The sequence below is a fragment of the Massilia arenae genome, assembly GCF_008014745.1.
GTDB lineage: Bacteria > Pseudomonadota > Gammaproteobacteria > Burkholderiales > Burkholderiaceae_D > Telluria > Telluria arenae.
Genome location: NZ_VPFD01000022.1, coordinates 11012 through 36535 on the forward strand (window position 1 = coordinate 11012; position 25524 = coordinate 36535).

A 25524-nucleotide genomic window follows, 5' to 3' on the forward strand; every position below is an offset into this window, starting at 1 on the left:
CCGCACCCCGTGCGCAGCCATGCCCGTCGCAGGCAGCCCATGGCCGGCGCCGGGTCAATTCGGCTCATCCGGAGCAGGCCCGGGGCCCACGGCGTCGGACCGACCGGAAGTCGTCACCATTTCGTCACATTCAGGCACCAGAATCCGCCCCACTCCAACTATCTCCTTGCCCCCATGCGCTATCTCGCCCTCCCCGCCATCACTGCCAGCCTGCTGGCCGCTGCCGGCGTCCACGCTGCCCCTGCATCCGCGCCGGCCGTCGAATCCAGCGTGGTCGTCACCGGCCAGCGCGCCAGCCTGGCGCGCGCCATCGCCGCCCAGGAACAGGCCGACAACATCGTCAGCGTCATCAGCAGCGACGACATCGGCCACCTGCCGGACAAGAACGCCGCCGAGGCGCTGGCGCGCGTGCCGGGGATCTCGGTCCAGCGCGACCAGGGCGAAGGCCGCTACGTGGTGGTGCGCGGCCTGGACGCCGACTACAACAGCGTGACCATCAACGGCGCCATGGTGCCCTCGCCGGAAGCGACGCGCCGCGCGGTGGCGCTGGACGTGCTGCCGGCCGGCCTGGTGCGCTCGCTGGAAGTGACCAAGTCGGCCACGCCCGACCAGGACGCCAACTCGCTGGGCGGCACGGTCGAGGTCAAGACCCTGTCGGCGTTCGACCTGCCGGGCAAGCTGCTCAGCGTCGGCGTGGCCGCCAGCCACGACACCAATACCGACCAGAACAGCCCCAGCGCCAACCTGCTGTGGGCCCAGCGCTTCATGGACGGCAAGCTGGGCATCGCCGCCGGCCTGTCGGGCGAGAAGCGCAAGTTCGGCTCGGACAACGTGGAAACCGGCGGCGCATGGGACGGCAAGCGCCTCGAAGGCTTCGAGATGCGCGACTACCTGCCCACGCGCGAGCGCCGCGCCGGCGCCTTCAACCTCGATTACCGCCCGGACGCCAGCACCAGCTACGCCCTGCGCGGCTTCTTGAGCCGCTTCTCGGACGAAGAGTCGCGCGACCGCATGACGGTGGGCGACTTCGAGAACGACGACGAGAGCGTGGCCGAGGGCGAACTGGCTCCCGCCACCGTCGAACGCCGCCTGCGCCAGCGCAAGTACACGCAAGAGATCCGCTCGCTCACCGGCTCGATGGACCGCCGCTTCGGCGACGCCTGGAAGATGCACCTGGAGGCCGCCACCAGCCGCGCCACCGACAAGACGCCGAACGCGATCAGCGACGCGCGCTTCACCAACATCGAGAGCTTCGAGGGCGTCGGCTTCACCAACACCCGCGCTCCGCACCTGATCGCCCCCGCCGGCGTGGCCGACGCTGCCAACTACGAACTCGATTCGTTCGCGATCGAACGCGCCTACGCCAAGGACACCAGCCACCAGCTGCGCCTCGACCTGCAGCGCGAATTCGACGCCGGCGACTGGAGCGGCGCGTTCAAATTCGGCGCCAAGGCCACCCGCCGCGACAAGCGCACCGACACCGACGCCTGGGAATTCGGCAGCGACGATCCCGGCGATGGCGACTACTGGGGCGCCGGCCCTACCTCGATGGCCGCCTTCGTCAATGGCACCCGCATCGACTACCCGTTCGGCAACCTGGGCTACACGCTCGACCCGAACCTGGTACGCGCCCGCCTGGCCGGCCTGAACCGCGACGGCGCACGCGCGATCGTCGACTCGGCGCTGGACGACTTCAAGCTGCAGGAAGACATCGACGCCGCCTACGTGCAGGCCAGCCTGCGTAGTGGCGCCTGGTCGCTGCTGGCGGGCGTGCGCGCCGAGCGCACCCGCTTCAAGGCAGATGGCTCGCAGGTGACGGACGAAGACGAGATCACGCCGCGCGGCGCTTCGCGCTCCTACACCAACTGGCTGCCGGGCATGCACCTGCGCTATGACATGGACCAGCACACCAGCCTGCGCGCGGCATGGAGCAACTCGGTGGTGCGCGCCAACTTCGCCCAGCTGGCGCCGGGCGTCAGCCTGGATGGCGACGACGAAGCCACGATCGGCAACCCGGACCTGAATCCGCTGCGCTCGCACAACCTGGACCTGGGCATCGAGCGCACCATCGGCGGCGACGGCGTGGTGTCGGCCTATGTGTTCACCAAGGATATCAAGGACTTCACCTACGCCACCGACCTGGCCGGGCGCGGAGACTGGGTCGACTTCAATAGCGCGATCTCGTACGCCAACGGCGAAAAAGCCCGCGTGCGCGGCATCGAACTGGCCTGGCAGCAGCCGCTGCGCATGCTGCCGGCGCCGTTCAACGGCCTGCTGATCGGCATCAACGGCGCCATCACCCACTCGCGGGCCGACATCGACAGCGCCGACGGCGATGGAGGCGTGGCGTCGCGCAGCATTCGCATGCCGGGCCAGTCGAACCGCATCGGCAACCTGATGGTCGGCTACGAGTCCGGTCCGTTCAGCGCCCGCCTGGCGATGAACTACAAATCGCCCTACCTGCTCGAACTGGGCGAGGACGTGCTCGATGCCAGCCAGGACCGCTACGTCGACGCCCAGAAGCAGCTGGACTTCTCGATGTCGTTCAAGCTGGACAAGCGCTGGCAGCTGACCTTCGATGCCAGCAACCTGAACAACGAAAAATACTACGTGTACATGGGCGACAAGTCCCGCAACGCGCAACATGAACAATACGGCCGCACCTTCAAGATCGGCCTGAAAGCGAGCATCTTCTAATGAAAAAAATCGTATCCCTGGTACTCCTCGCCACCCTGCATGCGGCGGCCGCCGCTGCGCCGCAAGTACCGGCCTCGCTGGCCAAGACCGAAGCCCTGGCCGCGCTGCCGGGCGGCGCCTGGCTGGCGCTCGACAAAAATGCCCTGCGCCTGGTCGGCGCCGACGGCAGCGAACGCGCCAGCCTGGCCATCCGCGCCGAGCAGCTCGACCTGCGCCCGGTCGAAGGCGGCGTGCTGGCCGTGATCATGGATTCCAACACCGAGCGCGTGCAACCGGTGCGGGTCGACCTTGCGGCCGGCGCACTGAAAGCCTTGCCGCCGATGCCGGAAGCCGGCTTCGGCCTGGAAGCGGCCTGCATGTACCGCGACGCCCAGGGCCTGGACCATGTGTTCATGGTCGGCCCGGACGGCCAGGCGCAGCAGTGGCTGCTGGGCAGCGAGGCGCAGGGCGGCTATCGCCTGGTGCGCCGCCTGGCGCTGCCGACCGCGGTCACCCATTGCCGCGTCGACGACGCCCACGCCACGCTGTTCGTGGCCGAGGAAGGCATGGGCCTGTGGGCCTATGGCGCCGATGCCGAAGGTCCGTCGGCGCGCGTGCCGGTGGCGCTGCGCGCGCCGTACGGCAAGCTGGCCGGCGAGATCGAGGGCCTGGCCGTGCTGCCGGGCGGCGTGGCCGTCCTGGACGAGAAGGGCGACCTGCTGAGCTGGCGCCGCGCCGGCGCGGCCTGGACTGCGCTGCCGGCGCGCGCGCTGGGCGGCAAGCAGCTGGTGGCGCTGGACGGCGCCTCGCTTCTGGTGCAGACGAAGAAAGGCTGGCAGGCGCCGGCGCTGGCATGGAAGGCCGGCACCCCGCCGCCGCGCGCGCTGCCAATCGTGATGCCGCGCATGCAGACCGCGCCGGTCGCGCAACTGGGTGACGCCGCCGACGATCCGGCGATCTGGGTCAACCCGAAGGACGCGACCCAGTCGCGCATCCTCGGCACCAACAAGAAGCAGGGCATGCTGGTGTACGACCTGCAGGGCAAGGAAACCCAGTTCCTGCCGGCGGGCCGCCTGAACAACGTCGATGTGCGCCAGGACCTGCGCTTCGGCGACGAGCGCTTCGACCTGGCCCTGGCCACCCAGCGCGACGAGAATGCGATGGTGCTGTTCACGATCGACGCCAGGGGCACTCTGGCGGAAGCCGCGCGCCTGCCGACCGGCCTGAATGACATCTACGGCACCTGCACCTACCGCACCGCGGCGGGCGGCCTGGATGCCTTCGTCAACGACAAGGACGGCCGCTACGAGCACTGGCAGATCACCCGCAAGGGCGGCAAGTTCGGCGCCACGCTCGCGCGCCAGTTCAAGGTCGCCACGCAACCCGAAGGCTGCGTGGCGGACGACCGCAGCGGCCTGCTGTTCGTGGGCGAAGAAGACAAGGCGCTGTGGGTGACGTCGGCCAAGGCCGACCAGCCGGCCACGCTCAAGATGGTGATGCCGGTGGGCGAGTGGCTGCACGACGACATCGAAGGCATGGGCATCTACCACGGCGACAAGCAGAGCTACCTGGTGGTGTCGAGCCAGGGCAATAGCAGCTACGTGGTGTTCGATGCGGCCCCGCCGTTCAAGGTGCGTGGCGCCTTCCGCATCGGCATGGACCCGGTGGCCGGCATCGACGGTGCATCCGAGACCGACGGCCTGGAAGTGAGCTCGGCCAACTTCGGTGGTCCGTACGCGCGCGGCATGCTGGTGGTGCACGACGGCTTCAAGCGCATGCCGGACGCAGCCCAGAACTACAAGGCGGTGGCCTGGGACGACGTCGCCAAGGCCTTGAAGCTGGAAGATTGAGGCGGGGCGGGTTCCACGAGGTGGCTGCTCAACCAGCGCGCCACCTCGGCCGCCCTGCTTTCAATCTCCGCTCCAAAACCCTGGCTCGCCAGCAGCGCGATGCCGTTCGGGTTGCGCAGCACGCCCGGCGCCAGCACCGGCTGGCCGCTGGCGGTGTCGATGAAGAACGGCGCCAGCGGCTCGCGCAGCAGCGGCGCCAGCACCAGGTTGTGCGAGGACACCAGCACCAGGTCGCGACCGGCCAGCTGTTCCAGCACGGCGCACGCCGCCGATACCGACTCCAGGTGGTTGGTGCCGCGGAATACCTCGTCGATCAGGCAGATGCCCGGCGGCTGGCCGGCTGCATCCAGCAATTCCTTCGCCCTCCGCAGTTCCGCCATATACAGGCTCTCGCCGCCCAGCAGCGAATCCTCGTTCTGCATGCTGGCGCGCACCGGAACCGCCGGCAGGCAGGCCCGCGTGGCATAGCAAAACCCGAAAGCGCGCGCTGCGATTGCGTTCAGGCCCACCATGCGCAGGAAGGTGCTCTTGCCCGAGGCATTCTGGCCCGAGACGAAGGCGCCTTTTCCCTCCAGGGCCACCGACAGCGCGACCGGCCTTTCCATCAACGGGTGGATGCCGCCCTCCAGCACCAACGTGCGCGCGTCGCCGCGCTCGACCCAGCACCAGCGCCCGATCGATGCCAGGTGGCGCACCAGGGCCACGTCGGCCTCCAGGTTGGCGCAGGCCAGGTAGCATTCGCGCAGCAAGGCGCGCTCGGCGTGCACGATGCGCAGCGTCTTGAAGTAAAACGTCACATTGGCCGCCGCGAACCAGTCGGCGTACTGGATCGCGCCCGGAATCATGCGCAGGCTCAGCGAGCGCGCCAGGCGCAGGTGCAGGCGTTCCGCTCGCGGGCGCGCAGCCACGAAAGGTTCCAGCAGTTGCCCGCCCTGCCCACCCAGCAGGCTGGTCGCGCGCAGCAGCGCGTGCAGCGCGCGGATGGTGGCGGCCCATTCCTCGAGCGGGCGGTGCAGGCGCATCTGCAGCGCCATCAGGGGCGTCAGCGCCGCCAGGGTCAACATCCAGCCCAGCGGCAGGGTCGCCAGGGCGGCCAGCGACAGCAGCAGCGCGAGCGGCAGCAGCCATAGCCAGCGCGGCCACCACGGGATGGTCGGCGCCGTATCCTGGAACAGCAGGCCGGCCACCTCGGCATCGGCATGGCGCAAGGGAGACAGGCTGGCGTCGATCGCATCCAGCCGCGCCGGGTCATCCATCAGCGCCTGCAGGCGCGCGCGCTGCGCGACGCATGCCGCATCGTCGATGCCGGCCCGCAGGCGCCGGTGCAGCACCTGGCGCGCGAAGATGCTGGCCCGGGGCGCCAGTTTCTCTTCGTACGATTCGAGCAGCAAGTCGTTCCAGGTCTGGTCGTCGATGCCGGCGGCGCCATCGAGGCGGTACAGGCGCTCGACTTCGTCCGGGATGAAGAAATGGCGTTGCGGAGGGGCGGGTGGGGCGAGCGCAAGGCTGCGCAACAGGTCTTGCAGGCGGTCGAACAACGACACTGATGAACTTTCTGGAGAACCGGCGGCGCCGGGTGCCAGTCCAATATACGGATCGATTGCCATCTTGCAAGATCGAAAACATTTATGGGCTGAAATTACCCGTGGCGCATGTTCAACATTGAATCCGACAATGTACGTTTCCAAACATACCGCGTTCCGAATCGCTGGCACGATCATTGGCGCAAGGCTCCCACCAACAACGACCAAGAAAGGCAGGCCCCAATGAAACGCGCTTCGCTCGCAGCCGCGCTGTGCATGGTGTTCGGCTCCGCTACCGCCCAGCAGGGCGACGGCACCATGTTCTCCACCAAGATCAACGTCTGGAAACCCAATAAGGTGGAGGCCACGCCGGAGCGCATCGCTGCCCTGAAGGCGCCGCCGGGCTTCACGGTCAGCGCCTTCGCGACCGGCCTCAAGAACGCGCGCATCATTGCGGTGGCGCCGAACGGCGACGTCTACCTGAGCCGGCGCGACCAGGGCGACGTGCTGCTGCTGCGCGACGCCAACGGCGACGGCCGCGCCGACGGCGCGCCGGTCACGGTGGCCAACCGCGCCGGCGCCCACGGCCTGGCGATCCGCGACAACAAGCTGTACCTGGTCACCGTCAAGGAGTTGTTCGTGGCCGACATCAAGCCCGACGGCCGCCTGGGCGAACTCACCATGCTGATCGGCGACCTGCCCGATTCGGGCCAACACCCGAACCGCACCATGGCCTTCGGCCCGGACGGCATGCTGTACCTGAGCGTCGGCAGCACCTGCAATACCTGCAACGAAAGCAATGTGGAAAACGCCACCCTGCTGCGCGTTTCCCCCGACGGCAAGAGCCGCACCATCTTTGCCAGCGGCCTGCGCAACCTGATCGGCTTCGGCTGGCATCCGGCCACGGGCGAGCTGTGGGGCTTCGACCACGGCATCGACTTCCTGGGCGACGACGTCCAGCCAGAAGAGATCAACAAGATCGAGCTGGGCAAGCAGTACGGCTGGCCGCACGTCTACGGGGCCGGCGAGATCTACCCGCAAAGCACGCCGCAGGGCGAGATCACCAAGGAACAGTGGAAGGAACGCAGCACGCCGATGGTGCTGGGCTATACCGCCCACGCGGCGCCGATGCAGTGGGTCTGGGGCGCCGGCAGCGCCTTCCCGGCCGACTACCAGGGCGACGCCTTCGTCACCATGCGCGGTTCGTGGAACCGGGTGCCGGCGTCGGGCTACGAGATCGTGCGCGTGCGCTACCAGGACGGCCAGCCGAAGTCGGTCGAGCCTTTCGTCACCGGCTTCCTGACCGATGGCGGCAAGACCCATATCGCGCGCCCGGTCGGCCTGGCGCTGGCCAAGGACGGCGCGCTGCTGATGGCGGACGACGCCAACGGCGTGATCTACCGCATCGCTTACACCGGCGGCAAGGCGGCAGCGGCCACGCCGCCGAAGGCGCCGGCCGGCCCCATGGAGCAGCAGGTCAACAAGGGCAACAAGGTCCCGCTGGCGAACAAGCGCCCCGAGACCGAGGCCAAGGGCCAACTGAGCGTGACGTCGTCGAGCTTCAGCGCCAACGGGACGATGGACGATCGCTACACCGAGTATGCGGACGGCGTCTCGCCGGCGCTGTCCTGGAAAGCCGTGGCGGGCGCGAAATCGTACGCGGTCATCATGGAAGACCCGGACGCCAAACCGGTCACGCCCTTCGTGCACTGGGTGATGTGGAATATCCCGGCCACCATCACCAGCGTGCCGGAAGGCGTGCAGGAGCAGCCGCGCCTGTCCGACCCGGACGGCGTGCTGCAGGGCCGCACCACGCGCGGCGCGCCCGGCTATTACGGGCCAAGGCCGCCGGTCGGCGAGGCGGCGCATCGCTACCACTTCCAGGTCTATGCACTGGACAAGATGCTCGACGTGCCATTCGGCGCCGACCGCGACCAGGTGCTGGCGGCGATGAAGGGCCATGTGCTGGCCAAGGGCGAGATCGTGGGCAAGTACGGGCAGAAGCAGCAGCCGCAGAAGTAAGCGGCCAGCGCGGACGGTTCTGTCCGCGAACGACCGCGCAGAGGCCGGACGGACACCGCGGACAGCGGCGTCCGCCGGCCACTCCTTTATGAATCAATAACTTAACAATGAAATAAGCGCTGGCACGGATCGTGCAATAACGACAGGAAACTCGTCGTTACTGGACACAACATGATCCGCGATACATCCCAACAAGACGCCGTCGTCGCCACGCCGGCGTCCCACAAGTTCAAGCGCCCCGCGCTGCTGATCGGTATCGCCGCCGCCCTGCTGGCCGCCAGCGTCGCCGTGTTCGCCGCCTGGAGCGGCAGCGAACATTCGGTCTCAGGCAGCCGCGTGCGCATCGCCGAAGTCCAGCGCGGCACCCTGGTGCGCGACGCCGCCGTCAACGGCCGCGTGGTCGCTGCCGTCAGCCCCACCCTGTATTCCACCGCCCCCGCCACCGTCAACCTGAAGGTCGCCGCCGGCGACACCGTCAAGAAGGGCGACGTGCTGGCGGTACTGGAGTCGCCCGACCTGAGCGACGCCCTCAAGCGCGAAGTCTCGACCTACGAACAGCTCAAGGCCGAAGTGGCGCGCCAGCAGATCCTGGCGCGCAAGCAGCAACTGCTGGCCAAGCGCGAAGCCGATACCGCCGAGATCGAGCGCCTGTCGGCCCAGCGCACGGTGGAGCGCTACGACAGCGTGGGCGTGGTCGGCATCATCGCCAAGATCGACTACCAGAAGGCCCAGGACGCCCTCAACTCGGCAGGCATCCGCGCCAAGCACGCGGCGCAGGCGGCCAACCTCGAAGGCGACGACGTCCAGCTGGCGATCCGCACCAAGACCAACGAGATGGAGCGCGCGCGCCTGTCGATGGCCAACGCCCAGCGCAGGGTCGACGAGCTGACCGTGCGCGCGCCGGTGGACGGCTTCATCGGCACCCTGAACGTGCAGAACCGCATGGTGGTCATCGCCAATGCACCGCTGATGACGCTGGTTGACCTGTCCAAGCTCGAAGTCGAGGTCGAGGTGCCCGAGACCTATGCCGGCGACCTGGGCCTGGGCATGAGCGCCGAAATCACCCTGCCCTCGGGCCGCGCCACCGGCAAGCTGTCGGCGTTGTCGCCCGAGGTGGTCAAGAACCAGGTGCTGGCGCGGGTGCGCTTCGACGGCGAGCAGCCCAAGGGCCTGCGCCAGAGCCAGCGCGTCAGCGCGCGCCTGCTGATCGAAGAAAAGCAGAACGTCCTGATGGTGCAGCGCGGCCCGTTCCTGGAAAACGAAGGCGGCCGCCATGCCTACGTGATGCGCGACGGGATCGCCGTGCGCACCCCGATCCAGGTCGGCGCCACCAGCATCTCGGCGGTCGAGATCGTGTCAGGCCTGAAGGCCGGCGACCGGGTCGTCGTGGCCGGCACCGACGCCTTCGAGAGTGCCGCCAGCGTCTCCATCAACCAATAAACAACATCGTCCAACAAGGAGCCAACCATGCTGCGCATGACCAACCTGAGCAAGGTGTACCGCACCCACATGATCGAGACCCACGCGCTGCGCGGCTTCGAGATCCACGTCAGCCAGGGCGAATTCGTCACCGTGACCGGACCGTCCGGCTCCGGCAAGACCAGCTTTTTGAACATCGCCGGCCTGCTGGAGGAGTTCACCTCGGGCGAATACGTGCTGGACGGCGTCAACGTCAAAGGCCTGGACGACGCGGCGCGCTCGCGCCTGCGCAACGAGAAGCTGGGTTTCATCTTCCAGGGCTTCAACCTGATCCCCGACCTGAACCTGTTCGACAACGTCGACGTGCCGCTGCGCTATCGCGGCTTCAATGCGCGCGAGCGCAAGGAGCGCATCGAGGACGCGCTGGCCAAGGTCGGCCTGGCCTCGCGCATGAAGCATTACCCGGCCGAGCTGTCGGGCGGCCAGCAGCAGCGCGTGGCGATCGCGCGCGCGCTGGCCGGCTCGCCCAAGCTGCTGCTGGCTGATGAACCGACCGGTAACCTGGATACGCAGATGGCGCGCGGCGTGATGGAACTGCTGGAAGAGATCAACGCCGCCGGCACCACGATCCTGATGGTGACCCACGATCCGGAGCTGGCGGTGCGCACCCACCGCAATGTGCACATCATCGACGGCCAGGTATCCGACCTGGTGCGGCGCGGGCCGTCGCTGGTCGATACCCCTGCCTCCGTCCCAGCCTGAGGAGTGGTCATGTTCGGCTATTACTTCAAGCTCGGCGTGCGCAGCCTGCGCCGCAACCGCTACCTGACCTCCCTGATGGTGCTGACCCTGGCCATCGGCGTGGCCGCCAGCGTCTCGACGCTCGCCATCCTGCACGCGATGTCGGGCGATCCGATCCCCTCCAAGAGCGACCGCCTGTTCGTACCCTTCATCGACAACGCCCAGCCCGAAGGCTACATCCCGGGTTCCGAGCACATCGACATGCAGATGAGCTACAAGGACGCGATGAACCTGCTGCGCGCCAAGCCGGGCGACCGCGGCACGGCGATGTTCGGCACCGGCATGCCGATCGAGCCGCCGCGCACCGACATCCCGGCCTTCAGCGGCTATGGGCTGGCGCCGACGCGCGATTTCTTCGCCATGTTCGACGTGCCCTTCCTGCATGGCCAGGCCTGGAGCGCCGAGGAAGAGGCGGGCGGCGCCAACGTCGTGGTGCTGAGCCGTACGGTGGCAGAGAAGCTGTTCGGCGACGCCAGCCCGGTCGGCCAGCGCTTGCGCATGGGCGGCGAGCCGTTCACCGTGGTGGGCGTGCTCGACGAATGGAATCCGATGCCGCGCTACTACAAACTGATCGGCAGCGGCCAGGCCACCGGCGAGGACTTCATGATTCCCTTCACCACCGCGGTGCGGCGCGAGATGCCGGCCTACGGCAGCGTGAGCTGCAGCGAACAGCGCGATTCCGGCTATGCCTCCCTGCTGGCCTCGGAATGCACCTGGATCCAGCTCTGGCTCGAAACCCGCTCGGGCATGGACCGCGCCGACCTGCACGCCTTCCTCGAGAACTACGCGAGCGAGCAGCGTAAGCTGGGCCGCCTGAAGCGCCAGGCCCCGGTCGAGCTGTACAACGTGATGGAATGGATGGAAAAGCAGAAGGTGGTGGGCAACGATACCCGGCTGTCGGCCTGGCTGGCGTTCGGCTTCCTGCTCCTGTGCCTGGTCAACACTGTCGGCCTGCTGCTGGCGAAGTTCTCGGTGCGCGCCTCCGAGGTCGGCATCCGCCGCGCGCTGGGCGCCTCGCGGCGCGACATCTTCCGCCAGTTCCTGATCGAGACCGGCGTGGTTGGCATGGCCGGCGGCGTACTGGGACTGGCGCTGGCCTTCGGCGCCCTGGCCCTGATCGGCATGGAAAGCAAGAGCATGGCAGCCGTGGCGCGCATGGACTGGCAGATGCTGGCCTTGACCTTCGTGCTGTCGATCTGCGCCTCGCTGATCGCCGGCCTGCTGCCGACCTGGCGCGCCTGCCAGGTGACGCCGGCCATCCAGCTCAAATCGCAATGATCATCAGCGTATCAACCCGGGAGCAATGAATATGGAAATCCGACCTATCCTGTCCGCGCTGTTGCGCAACAAGACCGGCCCGATCCTGGTGGCGATGCAGGTCGCCCTGAGCCTGGCGATCCTGGCCAATGCCCTGCACATCGTGAACGAACGGCGAGAAGTGGCGGCGCGCCCTTCCGGCCTGGCCGACGAAGCCGCGACCTTCTACTTCGTGGTGCGCAACCTGAACCAGAACACGCCGGACCAGATGCTGGCCACCATCAAGCGCGAGCTGGAGGTGCTGCGCTCGGTGCCGGGCATGGTATCGGCGGGCCAGGTGTCCCAGATGCCGATGGCGCAAAGCGGCAGCACCACCAGCATCTCGGCCGATCCGCGCCAGGAGCGCGAGAGCGCCTACGCCTCGATCTACGCCACGGATGGCGCGATGGTCAAGACCTTCGGCCTGAAGCTGGTCGAGGGCCGCGACTTCCTGCCGCATGAAATCCCCGAGGTCAACCAGGCGGCTGAGAACAGGGCGCCGCAAACCGTCCTCATGACCCGTGACCTGGCCGAGAAACTGTGGCCGGGCGCGCCAGCGGTCGGCAAGATCATGTACTTCGGCACCGGCAACGAAGCGCGCGGGGCCCAGGTGGTCGGCGTGGTCGAGCGCCTGCAGAGCGTGCATGCCGAGGTGGGCATGGATGGCGAGTATTCGGTCGTGATGCCCGAGTTCTCGTATGGCCGTCCGGGCACGCTGTACGCCATGCGCGCCGAGCCGGGCCAGCGCGACCGCGTGATGCGCGAAGCCGAACAGGCGCTGCGCAAATCGTCGGCCACGCCGATGATCCTGCGCATCAAGACGGTCGAGGGCGATCGCAAGGACCGCTATCGCGCCGACGTGGCGCTGTCGTGGATGCTGGTGACGGTGAGCGCGCTGCTGCTGCTGGTGACCTGCAGCGGCATCGTCGGCATGGCCAGCCTGTGGGTGACCCAGCGCCGCAAGCAGATCGGCGTGCGCCGTGCCCTCGGCGCGCGCAAGATCGACATCCTGCGCTACTTCATCCTGGAGAACGTCCTGATCACCAGCGCCGGTGTGTTCGGCGGGGTGCTGCTGGGCGTGGGACTGAACCAGCTCCTGGTGAGCAAGCTGGAAATGACGCGCCTGCCGCTGCCCTACCTGATCGCCGGCGCCCTGCTGTTCTGGGCGATCGGCATCCTGGCAGCCTACGGTCCGGCGTGGCGCGCAGCCAGCACCTCGCCGGCGCTGGCCACCCGCAGCACCTAAGCCGGAGAGTGCTATGCTGGCGGCCATGCCCACAGTTCTCATCATTGACGACAATGCCGCCGTCGCCATGGCGCTCGAGGTGCTGTTCTCGCTGCACGACATCGCGGCGCTGCGCGCGGCCTCGCCCGAGGAGGGCCTGGACCTCCTCGGCCGTGAGCCGGTCGACCTGGTGATCCAGGACATGAACTTCACGGCCGACACCACGTCGGGCGAAGAAGGCGTGGCCCTATTTCGCGAGATCCGCCTGCGCCATCCCGACCTGCCGGTGATCCTGCTCACCGCCTGGACCCACCTGGACGCGGCGGTCGACCTGGTCAAGCTTGGCGCCGCCGACTATCTTTCCAAACCATGGAATGACGAACGCCTGCTGGCCACGGTCGGCAACCTGATCGAACTGGGCCAGGCCAACCGCGCGCTCGGCGGCCGCCTGCAACGCGAACGCAAGGCCAAGCGCGAGCTCGAACTGAACTTCGACCTGCGCGGCCTGGTGTGGCAGGATCCGGCCACTGAACGCGTGCTGCACCTGGCCTGCCAGGTGGCGCGCGCGGAGGTACCGGTCTTGATCACGGGCCCCAACGGCACCGGCAAGGAGCGCATCGCCGAAATCATCAAGGCCAATTCGACGGTGGCCCACGGCCCCTTCGTGGTGCTCAACTGCGGCGCGCTGCCATCCGAACTGATCGAGGCCGAGCTGTTCGGCGCCGATGCCGGCGCCTATACCGGCGCCTCGAAGGCGCGCGAAGGCAAGTTCGAGGCCGCCGACGGCGGCACCCTGTTCCTCGACGAAATCGGCAACCTGCCGCTGGCCGGGCAGATGAAACTGTTGCGGGTGCTGGAAACCGGCCGCTTCGAGCGGCTCGGCTCGAACCACGAGCGGCAGGTGAAGGTGCGCGTGATCAGCGCCACCAATGCCGATCTCTCCGCGATGATCCGCGCCGGGACCTTCCGCGAAGACCTGTACTACCGCCTGAACGTGATCGAGCTGCGCCTGCCGCCGCTCGCGAGCCGTCCGGGCGACATCCTGCCGCTGGCGCAATCCTTCCTGGCGCATGGCAAGACCCTGCATCCGTCGGCCGAAGCGGCGCTGCTGGCCCATCCATGGCCCGGCAATGTGCGCGAACTGAAGAACGTGATGGCGCGCGCCAACCTGCTGTCGGGCGGCGACACCATCGCGGTGGCGGACCTCGGCCTGCCGGCGACCAGCCTGCCGGCCCAGGACACGGAACCCGACCGCGACGCCATCGTGGGGGCGCTGGCGCGCGCCGGCGGCGTGGTGGCGCAGGCGGCGAACGAACTTGGCCTGTCGCGCCAGGCGCTGTACCGCCGCATGGAACGGTTGGGAATCGCACGGCCATGAGCCAGGCGCCGACCCGGACCAGGTTTTCGCTGGTCACGCGCCTGTCGGCGCTGGTCGGCACCCTGCTCGTGCTGGCCATGCTGGCCGCGCTCGGCCTCGACGCCCTGTTCCCCGGCCGCCCGCTGCTGGTCGCGGGCCTGTGCCTGCTTGGACTGCTGCCGGTGGCGATCATCACCCTGCGCGCGCAAGTCCAGCCCATCCTGTCGCTGTTTCGCGCGCTGGAAGGCACGGTGGACAGCTACCGCGACGGCGACTTTTCCTTCAGCCTGCATTGGCCGCACAACGACGAGCTGAGCGACCTGATCGCGGCCCATAACCGGCTGGGCGCCGTGCTGCGCGAGCAGCGCCTGGGCCTGGTGCAGCGCGAACTGCTGCTCGACTCGATGGTGCAGAACACGCCGGTGGCGATGCTGCTGGTGGCCGATTCCTCCGCCCACGCGGGTGAGCACGCAGGTGTCATCGTCTACGCCAACGTCGCCGCGCGCCAGTTGCTGGCGCATGGCCGCAAGCTCGAGGGCAACGCCCTGCGCGCCATGCTCGACGAGGCGGCGCCGGCCCTGCGCGAAGCGCTGGCGCGCGGCGGCGACGGCCTGTTCAGCGCCGGCCAGGGCGAGGACGAAGAGGTCTATCACCTGGCGCGCAGCACCTTCAACCTGAACGGGCGCCGCCACGAGCTGCTGCTGCTGCGCCAGCTGACGGCCGAACTGCGGCGCCAGGAAGTGCAGACCTGGAAGAAGGTGATCCGCGTGATCAGCCATGAACTCAACAACTCGCTGGCGCCGCTCGCCTCGCTGGCCCACTCCGGCGCCGAACTGGTACGGCGCGGACAGGTCGAGCGCCTGCCGCAGATCCTCTCGACCATCGGCGAGCGCACCCGCCACCTGGAGAGCTTCATCCTCGGCTATGCGCGCTTCGCCAAGCTGCCCACGCCGCGCCTGGAAGCCTGCCCATGGCCGGACCTGGTCGCGCGCCTGGCCGGCCAGGTCGATTTTTCGGTCGAAGGCGAGCTGCCGCCAGACCCTGCCTGGGTCGATGCCGCCCAATTCGAACAGGCGCTCCTGAACCTGCTCAAGAACGCGCATGAATCGGGCTCGAAGCCGGAAGACGTCGGGCTGCAGGTGCGGCGCGTGCAGGACCAGCTGCGCATCGACGTGCTCGATCGCGGCAGCGGCATGAGCGAGGCGGTCCTGACTCAGGCCCTGGTGCCCTTCTATTCGACCAAGCGCAGCGGCACCGGCCTGGGGCTGGCGCTGGCGCGCGAGATCGCCGAAGCGCACGGCGGACGCATCCTGCTCGCCAACCGCGACGGCGGCGGGCTGGCGGTGACACTGTTCCTGCCGGCGCTATCCGCCCCGCCATCCGGCTGAAGCCCGGCGCGCTCTGGTAAGATCGGCTTTGATTTTCCAGCCGCTCGACCATGCCGCCGTCCACCATCGATCCCCGCTTCGCCCAGCCCGGCCATCCGCCCGCCACCATCGACGAATTCGAAGGCGTGCGCTTCCTGCACCTCGGCACCTCCTGGGTGCAGGGCGCGATGCGCATCGCCAAGCCGGACACGATCGAGCTCGAATACGTGCAGATGATGATGATGTGGACGCTGTTCCAGCGCGCACCGCGCCGCATCGCCCAGCTCGGGCTGGGCAGCGCCGCGCTCACCAAGTTCTGCTACCAGCGCATTCCCGAGGCGAAGGTCACGGCGGTCGAACTCAATCCCAATGTGATCGCAATCTGCCGCGCGCTGTTCGGCCTGCCCGACAACGATGCCCGCCTGGACGTGCGCGAAATGAATGCGCTGGACTTCGTGCTCGATCGCGGCAACCACGGCAAGTTCGACGTGCTGCAGGTCGACCTGTACGACCAGGACGCGCGCGGCCCGGTGCTCGACTCGGTCGAGTTCTACCAGGGCTGCCGCGATTGCCTGGCGCCGGGCGGCCTCATGACCGCCAATGTGTTCGGCGACTTCAGCAACTACGACAAGAACTTCCTCAACATGGAGCAGGTCTTCGACGCCGTCGCCTGGCTGCCCGAGGTGCACGACGCCAATGTGGTGGTGCTGGCCTTCAAGGATGCGCCCGAGATCGACTTCGCGGTCCTGTACGAGCGCGCCGGCGAGATCAAGCGACGCCTGAACCTGCCGGCCAAGGACTGGGTCAACGGCCTGAAAGAGTGGATGCGCGACCACTCGTGATCTTGTGGCGCGGCGTGGGCGGGCGGCGGCCCGGCAGGTGGCCGCTGACGCCCAGTTCGGACGCCGGCACCGGCGCGCCGAGCACCGCGAACACCGCGCCACAGGGTTCGCGCTCCAGCCCCAGCACCGGGAATACCCGTTCGAGGTTGGCATACTTGGCCCAGGCGCCGGCGCCACGCGACTGGCTCGGCGGGATCGACATAGCGGCAAAGCCGCGCGCGCCCTTCTCGACCGCCGCGATGCTGCGCACGCGGGCGGCATGCGCCTCTTCATCCGCTTCCCCGTCCTGGCCGGCATCCATGCAGCGCACCCGCAGTTGCGCGCCGGGCAGTGGATGATCATCGATCTTCTGGTTGGGAGCGTGCCAGAGCTGCATCAGCACGATGCCGGTCGGCCCGTGGGCGTCCCAGGCGCTTTCGAGGCTGCCGTGGTGTTCCAGGCCGTAGCGCTTGCATAGCTGGGTGATATTCATCTAGTCGTTCCGTTGCCGTTGGCGCCGCTCGCGGTTGCGGCGGGCGGCGGGATCCTGCATGGCGCGCAGCAGGATCTCTTGTGAGACATTGCAGCTCTCGAGGTACACCAGCCCCGCCGACACGCCACGCGTCTCGGCCAGGAACAACGCATATTCGGTAGCGAGCGCGGACCGCTCGTCGATTCGTCGTTGGATCATGATGTGGCTGCCTACGAAGTGCGGCGAAAGCGCCGTCTTGAGACCTATGCTAAAGCCCCTCGGCAGCACACCACTGGAAATCTTGTTAGAGAACGTAACAATCCAGCAAACTCTTTTCTACAACATTTCTCATCAAAAACTTCTTTATTCTCAATGCATTACCCGACACTCATGAAAATGTCGTGAACTGCAGGAGTACGTCTCTTTTGCACCACGGACATCCCGCTTATTCACCTTCGTATTTACTTATTTCAATATCTTCGTAGTGTACGGACATATCCCATTGCTAACATCAAATGACATCCGAACAAGCGGATGACATGACAAAACTCATTGCAGGGGGTAGAGGATGACCATGAAGTTGAACAAGAAAATACTGCGGCAACGCGCCCTGCTGGCGTCGGCACTGATGGCGGCACTGGCGCCCGTTAGCGCCCAGGAGACGGACAGCAGCATGTCGCAAGTCGTGGTGCTCGGCTCGCGCACCCAGGCCAAGACCGCGCTCGATACCGCGGTCCCGGTGGGCCTCATCAACAGCAAGGACATCCAGTCCGCCGGCACGCTCGAACTGGGCAAGGTGCTGCAAGACCTCGACCCCTCGTTCAACTTCACCAGCACCTTCGTGAGCGACGGCACCGACATCATCCGCCCCGCCACCCTGCGCGGCCTGGGCCCGGACCAGCTGCTGGTGCTCATCAACGGCAAGCGCCGCCACCAGCAAGCCCTGGTCAACGTGCAGCAGACCATCGGCCGCGGCTCGGCCGGCACCGACATCAATGCGATCCCGCTGTCGGCGATCCAGTCGATCGAGGTGCTGCGCGACGGCGCCGCGGCGCAGTACGGCTCGGACGCGATCGCAGGCGTCATCAACATTATCCTCAAGAAGGGCGCCGGCAACGGCACCCTGAGCGCTAGCGCCGGCACCACCGACGAAGGCGACGGCGACACCTATTCGGCCAGCGCCAACCGCGGTTTCGCGCTGGGGGCAGACGGCGGCTACCTGAACCTGTCGGTCGAGGCGCGCAAGCGCGACGAGACCAATCGCGCCGGCCCGGACACCCTGCGCGTCAGCCCGCCGCGCGTGACCCAGCGCCTCGGCGACAGCAACGCGAAAGACTATTATCTGTGGCTGAATTCGGCCATCCCGACCGCCGGCGGCGAACTGTATGCCTTCGGCGGCGCCTCCAAGCGCAAGGGCGATTCGGGCGGCTTCTTCCGCCCGGCCGAAGACTCGCGCAACGTGCCCGAGATCTATCCGAACGGCTTCCTGCCGAATATCGTGACCACGGTGCAGGATGCCTCGCTCGCCGTCGGCTACCGCCACGACCTGCCGAACGGCTGGAACGCCGACGCCAGCGTCAACCACGGCCGCAGCCAGCTCAAGTTCCACGAACGGAACTCGATCAACGTCAGCTACTGGTACGAGAACGGCGAGTCGCCGACGTCGGCCGACACCGGCACGCTCAAGTTCGAGCAGACCACCTTCAACCTCGATTTCAAGGGCCCGGTGAACGTGCTGGGCGGCGAGCTGTTCGTGGCCGCCGGCTTCGAATGGCGGCGCGATAACTACGAGATCGAGGCCGGCGATCCGGTCTCGTACCAGTACGGCCGCACCAACAATCCCGCCATCATCATCCGCGACCAGAACGGCGGCATCGCCGCCTCGGGCATCCAGGGCTTCCCCGGCTACACCCCGAGCACGGCGGTCGACGAGGGCCGCCACAACACCGCCTACTACCTGGACCTGGAGCGCAAGTTCGGCGCCAACGTCACGCTCGGCGCCGCGGCGCGCCACGAACGCTACTCGGACTTCGGCAACACCACCATCGGCAAACTGAGCCTGCGCTGGGATCCGAGCCGTACGGTCGGCATCCGCGGCAGCGCCTCGACCGGCTTTCGCGCGCCGGGCGTGCAGCAGAAGTTCTACAGCTCGGTCTCGACCAACCTGAACGCCGCCGGCGTGCTGACCGAGACCCTGACCGCGCGCGAAGACAGTGCCGTCACGCGCGCCTTCGGCATCGCGCCGCTGCAGGAAGAAACCTCGAAAAGCGCCAGCATCGGCATGATCCTGCGCCCGACCCAGGGCTTCTCGCTCACGGCCGACGTGTATCGCACCAGGATCGACGACCGCATCGTCTTCTCCAGCAATATCGCGCCCGAGTCCGGCCCCTGCGCGACGCCGGCCGCCTGCCCGATCCGCAACATCCTCGACCCGCTACGCGTGGGCCAGGCCCAGTTCTTCACCAATGCGATCGACACCACCACCACCGGCCTGGATCTGGTGGCGCAGCAGACCATCAAGGGTCAGGGCTCGACCCTGGTGCTGTCCGGCCAGTTGGGCTTCAACAAGACCGAGGTCGACGACCGTCACTCGCAGTCGCCGGTGCTCACCGGCGCCCAGCTGTTCGACGACGCCCAGGTGACGCTGATCGAACGCGGCCAGCCGCGCAAGCACCACGTGGTGTCGGCCGACTACACCACGGGACCGTGGAACCTGACGGCGCGCGCCAACTACTTCGGCGAGGTGCAGGGCCAGGGCTTTACTGCGCCGTTCGTGCAGACCTGGGAAGCGAAGTGGATCGTCGACCTGACCGGTCGCTATGCCTTCAACAAGAACCTGGCGCTGTCGGCGGGCTTGAACAACCTTTTCGACACCTATCCGACGCGCTGGAATCCCGAGCGCGCGGCGCCCTTCCCGCAGATGGGCTTCACGCACTGCTGGGAGACCTGCCCGTTCGGCATGAACGGGCGCTCGGCCTACGTGAAGGCGGACTATACGTTCTAGCCGTCCGGCGCGCCGGACGCGGGCTGCAACAGGAAGGAACGCAGCTCGCGCACGTCCTGCGAGGGACTGATGCCGAAGGCGCGCGTGTACTCGCGGCTGAATTGCGAGGCGCTTTCGTAGCCGACCCGGTGCGCCGCGCTGGCCACGGTGGCCGCCTCGAACACCAGTAAACGGCGCGCCTCCTGCAGGCGCAGCTGCTTCTGGTATTGCAGGGGCGTCATCCTGGTGGCCAGCTTGAAGTGATGATGCAGCGACGACTGGCTCATATTCGCCGCCTGCGCGATCTCTTCCATGCGCAGCGGCTCCCTGTAGCGCAGCGTGATCTGCTGGGCCGCCAGCCGGATGCGGTGCGGCTGGGTGCCGGGCGTCATGAAATGCGCCAGCTGCCAGCCCCCTTCGCCGATCAGGAGGCGATACATGATTTCACGGTAGACCAGGGGCGCCAGCTGGCGAATATGGCGCGGCGTCTCGAGCAGCCGGCACAAGCGCAGCACGGCGTCGAGCAGGTCGTCGTCGGTGCTGGCGGTATGGATGCCGAAGGTGGCATCCACGCCCACCGGCAACGGCGCGGCCTGCTGCGCATCTTCCAGCAGCAGGCTCGCGATCACCGTGGGATCGATGTCGAGCCAGACGCACAGATACGGTTTCTCGGGCGACGCCTGGGCCACCTGCCCCGACACCCGGACGTCGTGCGCGAACACCATATGGCGTGCGCTGTCGTGGACGATGCGGGTATCGCCCACGAGCAGCTGTTTCGATCCCTGCGCCAGCAGGCACAAACCGGGCTGGTACAGCACCTGGCCCAGGGCGGTCGGGCCGGAGACGCGGACCAGCTTCAGTTTCGGCACCTTTGTCACGTGCAGGCCGTCGCCGGACGTCGCGCGGAGCAGGCACTCGACCAGCTGTTGCCGCAATGCGTTCAGGGTTCGGGGCATGGGAGTCAGGTCCAGTCGAAAAAATCAGGATCGAGCTCCGCAGATGGTAGACGTGGGCCGATCCGGCACGAATGCCTGTTCCTCTGGAGTTCCTGCCTGATCCTCCAACCTGGCAGGAGAAACAACGGAGTCGCGCGTGGGCGACTCCAGGGCGTATCAGCGGCGCTCGCGCCACCACAGCGACAGCATCGCCACGGCAAAGGCCAGGGCGAACGGCCAGGCCGGCATCGGGCGTGTTGGTCCTTCCTGGGCAGTGAGCGGCGTGCGGGCAGCGTAACGAGCCGTCGCATCGCGCTGTTGCATGGCCTGCCATTGCGGCCAGTCGTTCGCAGCATATACGTAGACGGCATGCGCGCCCGCCTTGCGGTCCGCGATCTGTAGCCAGCCGGACTTCTGCGGCCACAGTGCAACGCAGGAAGCATCGATGCGATCGGCGCGGGCCTGCCAGCGCAAGGCCTGCTTCAGTTGGGGGAAAGCGACCTCGCCATCGACGCCGCGGGCGCAGACTTCCAGGCGCTGTCCGGGCAGTGGCATCTCGGCGGGAGCCAGCCATTCGGTCTCCTGACGGCGCTCGACGCCGACGCGGTCAAGCACACCCTGCCACCACAGCGCCAGCTTGCGCGGTTCGGCGATCGCGTGGCGATGCCATTCGCTCACGCCCAGCCAGGCGATGCGCCCCTTTTGCCAGTCGCGGGTCCAGACCTTGTCGTCGGATCCGGTCCAGGGTCCGGCGTCGCGCGCCGTCGGCAGCATCGGCGCCAGCGGCATCTCCAGCGGCGCATCGAGCATGCCGCCCAGCGGCTGCACGCGCAGCGGCAATTGCAGGGTGCGCGACCAGACGCCCGGATCGTTCGCATTCCCGCCCAGCACCAGCAACGGCATGCCGTCGGCCACGCGCTTGAGGAGGGACGCGCGTTCGCCGGCGCCCATGCGCTCGAAGCGGGCGGCATCGATCACCATCAGGTTCGGCGCAGTCATCTCTTCGCGCGGCGCCTCGGTGCGGGTGACGTCGCGGCCCAGCGTGACCTGCCAGTCGAGCAGCGCGCCGCTGCCGGCCATCAAGTCGTTCAGCACGCGCAGGTCGAACGATGGCGCGCCGAAGCGGCCGACGACTTGCAACTGGACCGGCTCATGCACGGTGAACGGCACCGGGCCTTCGGCGATCACCTTGTCCTTCGCATCCAGCAGGCGCGCCCTGAGGACGACGCGCTCGGCCACCGGCGGCATCCACTCGACGGTCAGCTTGCCCGCACCGCGCGCCCGCGCGATCGGCTGACCGTTCTCGGCCAGCAGTTCCAGGCGGGCTTCGGTCTTGTCTTCGCGCTCGACCGTCAGGGTGAACAGGCGGCCCAGGGCCACCTGGCTCGGGAAGTCGAGGCGCAGCGCACCGCCCTTCGGCGCCTGCCAGGCGAGCGGCAGGGCCGGCAGATCGTTCCATGCGGCGGCGCGCAGGCCATCACCTTCGAGGCGCAAGGCATTCACCCCTTCCAGCGATCGCGGTGGTGCGGCCGGGTCGACAGCAAGCGTGCGGCCGGCCTCGCCCGGCACGCGCAGGTCGGCCGCGAACAGGCCTAGGGCGGTGGCCGCGACGACGATCAGCAGCGCGTCCAGCCACTGGCTGCGGCGCAGGTAGAGCGCGGCGCTGACGATGCCGGCCAGGGCGATCAGGCCGATGATGGGGTCAATGAGCAGGGTCTGGTTCATGGCGCGCCCGCCTCGCGCCAGTGACGCGCGAACGGGGTCTCCACCTTGCTGCTGGCCTGCAGCAGCACCTGGCCCTCGCCGGCGCCGGTGCGCAGCCAGGCGCGCAGCACCGGCCGGCAGGCGATGCAGCCGTCGGCCACGTCCTGGATCGCGCGCTGGGCGGCCAGGCGCTGTTCGTCGTCTTTCAGGCGCGTACGCACCCAGTCGTTGGCGGTGCGCATCCACAGCGACGGCAATGCGGCTTCGCCGGACAGGGTGGCCACCAATGCGCGCAGCTCTTCCGGCAACGGCGAACCCTCCCCGGCCTGTTCACGGCGGTAGCTGGCGGCGCCCACCATCTCGCCGGTCATGCGTTTTTCTTCCTTGATCGGCGGCGGGATGAAGGCGGTCTTGTGCAGGTAGATGCGTTCGGCCTGCTGCAACTCCTTGATCGCTTCCAGTGCCTTGTGCTCGGGCGGCAAGGCGGTCTTCGGTACGATGGCGCGCAGCGACTTCTCGGCATCCCACATCGCCACCAGCGCGCGGCGCAGCACCTTCTTGGTGCCTTCATCGTACATCGTCGCGTTCTCGGCCTCGTCGTGGGCGTGGCCGTAGGTTTCCAGGATGTGCTGGGTTTCGTTGCGGATCGCGCTCTTGCGGGTGTTGGCGCTGCCGTGGTCGTGGCCTTCCTCGTGCGGATGCTCGCCCGGGCCATGGTCATGGCCTTCGTGATCGTCATGGTCGTCCGCTTTTTGCGCGCCGGCCATGCCGGAGCTGGCGTTGTCGGCGAACAGCGACGATTCCTCGCCCAGGAACTGGCCATAGCGCCGGCGCAGTTGCGCCTGGTCGTTGGCGATGCGTTCGCTGCGGTCGCGCACGTCATCGGCTGCCATCTTCGTGCCGCGCATATCGGCGATCAGCTGTTCGGTGTCGATGATGATCTGGCGCTGGCTGCGCAGCGAAGCCGGCTTGACCAGCGACGGCATCGCCGCGCTCTCTTCTTCCGCCTCCTGTTCCGGCGCAGGCCGGCGCACGGTGTAGGTAGGCGACTGCACGGTCTGGGGACGGCCGGCGTTGTCGGTCGCGCGCACGAAGAAATACAGCTCGTCGCCCGGTTCCATTTCCAGTTCGGTGAGCGACCACTGCTTCGACCAGTCGCGCCGCTTCGGATCGCTGGAGGCCGGCAGCGGCATCTCGCGGTCGGTGAACTTGACGTTCTCGCCGCTGCCGCGCGCCAGCGTCATGTGCAGGGTGGCGCGCCGGATCGCGTAGTCGTCGCGGATCTGGATCGCCATCGCGGTGCCGGTCGCGTTCTCGCGCAGGTCCTGGATCATCTGGGTTGGCGCAGCGATCGTGATCTCGGGCGGCTGGTCGGGGACGACTCGCAGTGTGTGACGATTTCCGCGCCAGCGCCACACCACCGACTCGGTGGCGGTCCAGCGTGCGCACTCCTTGCCCGGTTCCAGAACCTGGCCATTGCCCAGCTCAATCTTGTTGTTGCCCGCCGTGCCGTCCTTCAGGCACCAGCTGACGACGGTCTGTTCCGGCGCCTGCAGGTCGCCCGGGCTGGATTCGGATGGTTTGACGCCGGTATAGGCCGGCGGCGCCAGCTTGATCGTGAGCCCGGCCAGCGTGGCCGCGGTCGCGCTGCCGACCGGGCTCGGCGCCACAGGGGCCGAGCCATCCGACGGCCTGGTGGTTGCATACCACACCATCCCTGCCAGCACCGCGCTGACCAGGATGATCGGATACCCGCTTGACACATAGCGCGCGACAATCTGGCGCAGCTGGGCCGGCGAGATGACGGCGTCCAGGCGGTCGAACAGGCGTTGCTGCTGCAGGCGGGCGATCGGGGAATCGGCCGCCTCGAGCAGGGCCGCGCTGTCTTCCATCTCGGGCACGGCGCCGTCCAGCCAGGCGGTCCACTCGAAGGTGACGCGGCGGCGCAGCTTGACCCAGTCCAGCGCGCACCAGCCGGCCCAGGCCAGCAGGCCCGGTCCCGAAGGAATCGCCAGCCATGGCAGCGCGCCCAGTATCCACAGCGGCAGGCGGCGCAGCTGGGCTGCGCGCCATACCCGTTTGGTGATCTCAACGCCTCCGTGCATGCGTGAGACTCCTTTCCAGTACAAAAAGTGCGGCCAGGATGGCCAGCAGGACACTGCGCAGCGCGCCGCTCGGTGCAGGTGCGTTGGCGCCATCGACCGCCGCGAACGTCTGCGGCGCCAGCGTAAAGTGGCGCGGACCTAGGTGCAGCTGCTGCCAATCGTCGAGCAGCGCACGCGCGGCATCCGCGTCATGTGGGGGCCAATCGGCATGATGCCACAAGCGGCCGCGCGCGCTGTCGGCGTAGCGCAGGCCGTCGACTGCGCCTGACTTGGCCAGCTCGGGGAAGACCGACGGCTGCGTCACCCACCACAACGGCGCGCGCAGCGCGGCGGGCGGCGCTTCGGCACGGTCCCAGACGATCAGCGAGGTTGCGGCGCCCGGCGCGTCATCGACGATGACGGTCTCGGGACCACCCTGCGCCGCGAACATGCGGCGCCACTCGGCCGCACGCTCGCTGGCGATGTAGACGTGGCGTTCGATCTTGACTGGCGCGGCGGCCTGGGTACGCACCTCGACCGCACGGCCGAACGCCGGCTTCGCCGCCGGCATCGGCACGTCGCCCAGCACCAGCAGGCGCGCGTCCGACTGCCACTCACGCTCGTGCGTATGCACCCAGCCCAGGGCCTGTGCGGCGGGCAGCGTGACGCGCTCGGCGTTCGCCAGGCCGGCTTGCGTTGCTTCGCGCTCGACCCACGCCGGGTCGGCGCCTTGCGTCACCACGACCGTATCGCCGCGCCACGGATAGACCGGGTCGGCCAGCCAGGCGATGAGAGTGGCCAACAACAGACAACGAAGCAACAGCAACAGAGGATCGCTCCAACGCCAGACGCGGGTCTGGCGCGGCTCGGTGCGAGGCAGGAAGCGCGCGGTCGCCATCGGCGCCGCCTGGTTCTGCACGCGCTTCTTGCGGTGCCACCAGATCGGCAAAAGGAGGACAGGCAGCGCGAGCCACCAGAGTGCATTCATG

General features: G+C 67.9%; 18 protein-coding genes. 11 read left to right on the forward strand and 7 right to left on the reverse strand.

The window, feature by feature from the left end; genetic code table 11:
* Window positions 1-174 precede the first annotated feature (174 nt).
* Both FVD38_RS18695 and FVD38_RS18700 read left to right on the forward strand, forming a co-directional pair.
* A complete protein-coding gene (locus tag FVD38_RS18695; protein WP_147936218.1) occupies window positions 175-2697 on the forward strand; it encodes a TonB-dependent receptor in 2523 nt (840 codons plus the stop codon).
* Window positions 2697-4526, forward strand: coding sequence for a phytase (locus tag FVD38_RS18700; RefSeq protein WP_147936219.1), 1830 nt, complete (start codon window positions 2697-2699; stop codon window positions 4524-4526). The genes FVD38_RS18695 and FVD38_RS18700 overlap by 1 nt, the downstream gene beginning before the upstream one ends.
* Here the strand turns inward: FVD38_RS18700 and FVD38_RS18705 are convergent.
* Window positions 4472-6070 carry a MutS-related protein gene (locus FVD38_RS18705; protein WP_229493824.1) on the reverse strand — a complete coding sequence of 533 codons (1599 nt, stop codon included), beginning with the start codon at window positions 6068-6070 and terminating at the stop codon, window positions 4472-4474. The two genes, FVD38_RS18700 and FVD38_RS18705, sit on opposite strands and share 55 nt — an antisense overlap.
* A gap of 222 nt (window positions 6071-6292) precedes the next feature.
* Between FVD38_RS18705 and FVD38_RS18710 the strand changes: the two genes are divergently transcribed.
* The 8 genes from FVD38_RS18710 (at window position 6293) to FVD38_RS18745 (ending at window position 16378) form a co-directional block, all read left to right on the forward strand.
* Window positions 6293-8071, forward strand: coding sequence for a YbhB/YbcL family Raf kinase inhibitor-like protein (locus FVD38_RS18710; RefSeq protein WP_147936221.1), 1779 nt, complete (start codon window positions 6293-6295; stop codon window positions 8069-8071).
* A gap of 171 nt (window positions 8072-8242) precedes the next feature.
* Window positions 8243-9511: an efflux RND transporter periplasmic adaptor subunit gene (locus FVD38_RS18715; protein WP_147936222.1), complete on the forward strand. Its 1269-nt coding sequence runs from the start codon at window positions 8243-8245 to the stop codon at window positions 9509-9511.
* Between the two features lie 27 nt (window positions 9512-9538).
* A complete protein-coding gene (locus tag FVD38_RS18720; protein WP_147936223.1) occupies window positions 9539-10252 on the forward strand; it encodes an ABC transporter ATP-binding protein in 714 nt (237 codons plus the stop codon).
* 9 nt (window positions 10253-10261) lie between these two features.
* The gene (locus FVD38_RS18725; RefSeq protein ID WP_147936224.1) at window positions 10262-11569 is read left to right on the forward strand and encodes an ABC transporter permease; all 1308 of its coding nucleotides are present in this window, start codon (window positions 10262-10264) and stop codon (window positions 11567-11569) included.
* A 31-nt stretch (window positions 11570-11600) separates the two neighbouring features.
* A complete protein-coding gene (locus tag FVD38_RS18730) occupies window positions 11601-12833 on the forward strand; it encodes an ABC transporter permease (protein WP_147936225.1) in 1233 nt (410 codons plus the stop codon).
* Window positions 12834-12858: 25 nt separating this feature from the next.
* A complete protein-coding gene (locus tag FVD38_RS18735; protein ID WP_147936226.1) occupies window positions 12859-14190 on the forward strand; it encodes a sigma-54-dependent transcriptional regulator in 1332 nt (443 codons plus the stop codon).
* Window positions 14187-15557, forward strand: a complete 1371-nt coding sequence (locus tag FVD38_RS18740) for a sensor histidine kinase (protein WP_147936227.1) — start codon at window positions 14187-14189, stop codon at window positions 15555-15557. Before FVD38_RS18735 ends, FVD38_RS18740 begins: the two co-directional genes overlap by 4 nt.
* A 50-nt stretch (window positions 15558-15607) precedes the next feature.
* On the forward strand, window positions 15608-16378 hold the full coding sequence (locus FVD38_RS18745; RefSeq protein ID WP_147936228.1) for a spermine/spermidine synthase domain-containing protein: 771 nt from the start codon (window positions 15608-15610) through the stop codon (window positions 16376-16378).
* On the opposite strand, the gene FVD38_RS18750 is transcribed toward FVD38_RS18745, so the two are convergent.
* Entirely contained in the window at window positions 16341-16850 is a 510-nt protein-coding gene (locus tag FVD38_RS18750) for a hypothetical protein (protein ID WP_147936229.1), read from the reverse strand. The two genes, FVD38_RS18745 and FVD38_RS18750, sit on opposite strands and share 38 nt — an antisense overlap.
* Window positions 16851-17048 carry a hypothetical protein gene (locus tag FVD38_RS18755; RefSeq protein ID WP_147936230.1) on the reverse strand — a complete coding sequence of 66 codons (198 nt, stop codon included), beginning with the start codon at window positions 17046-17048 and terminating at the stop codon, window positions 16851-16853.
* 355 nt (window positions 17049-17403) lie between these two features.
* Between FVD38_RS18755 and FVD38_RS18760 the strand changes: the two genes are divergently transcribed.
* Window positions 17404-19833, forward strand: coding sequence for a TonB-dependent receptor plug domain-containing protein (locus tag FVD38_RS18760; RefSeq protein ID WP_229493826.1), 2430 nt, complete (start codon window positions 17404-17406; stop codon window positions 19831-19833).
* Here FVD38_RS18760 and FVD38_RS18765 read toward each other — a convergent pair.
* From FVD38_RS18765 to FVD38_RS18780, 4 genes are all read right to left on the reverse strand, one after another.
* On the reverse strand, window positions 19830-20768 hold the full coding sequence (locus tag FVD38_RS18765) for an AraC family transcriptional regulator (RefSeq protein ID WP_147936232.1): 939 nt from the start codon (window positions 20766-20768) through the stop codon (window positions 19830-19832). The two genes, FVD38_RS18760 and FVD38_RS18765, sit on opposite strands and share 4 nt — an antisense overlap.
* Window positions 20769-20924: 156 nt before the next feature.
* The gene (locus tag FVD38_RS18770) at window positions 20925-22472 is read right to left on the reverse strand and encodes a hypothetical protein (protein WP_147936233.1); all 1548 of its coding nucleotides are present in this window, start codon (window positions 22470-22472) and stop codon (window positions 20925-20927) included.
* The gene (locus FVD38_RS18775; protein WP_147936234.1) at window positions 22469-24556 is read right to left on the reverse strand and encodes a DUF4175 domain-containing protein; all 2088 of its coding nucleotides are present in this window, start codon (window positions 24554-24556) and stop codon (window positions 22469-22471) included. Before FVD38_RS18775 ends, FVD38_RS18770 begins: the two co-directional genes overlap by 4 nt.
* Window positions 24540-25523 carry a BatA domain-containing protein gene (locus tag FVD38_RS18780; RefSeq protein WP_147936235.1) on the reverse strand — a complete coding sequence of 328 codons (984 nt, stop codon included), beginning with the start codon at window positions 25521-25523 and terminating at the stop codon, window positions 24540-24542. Before FVD38_RS18780 ends, FVD38_RS18775 begins: the two co-directional genes overlap by 17 nt.
* Between the last annotated feature and the right edge of the window lies 1 nt (window position 25524).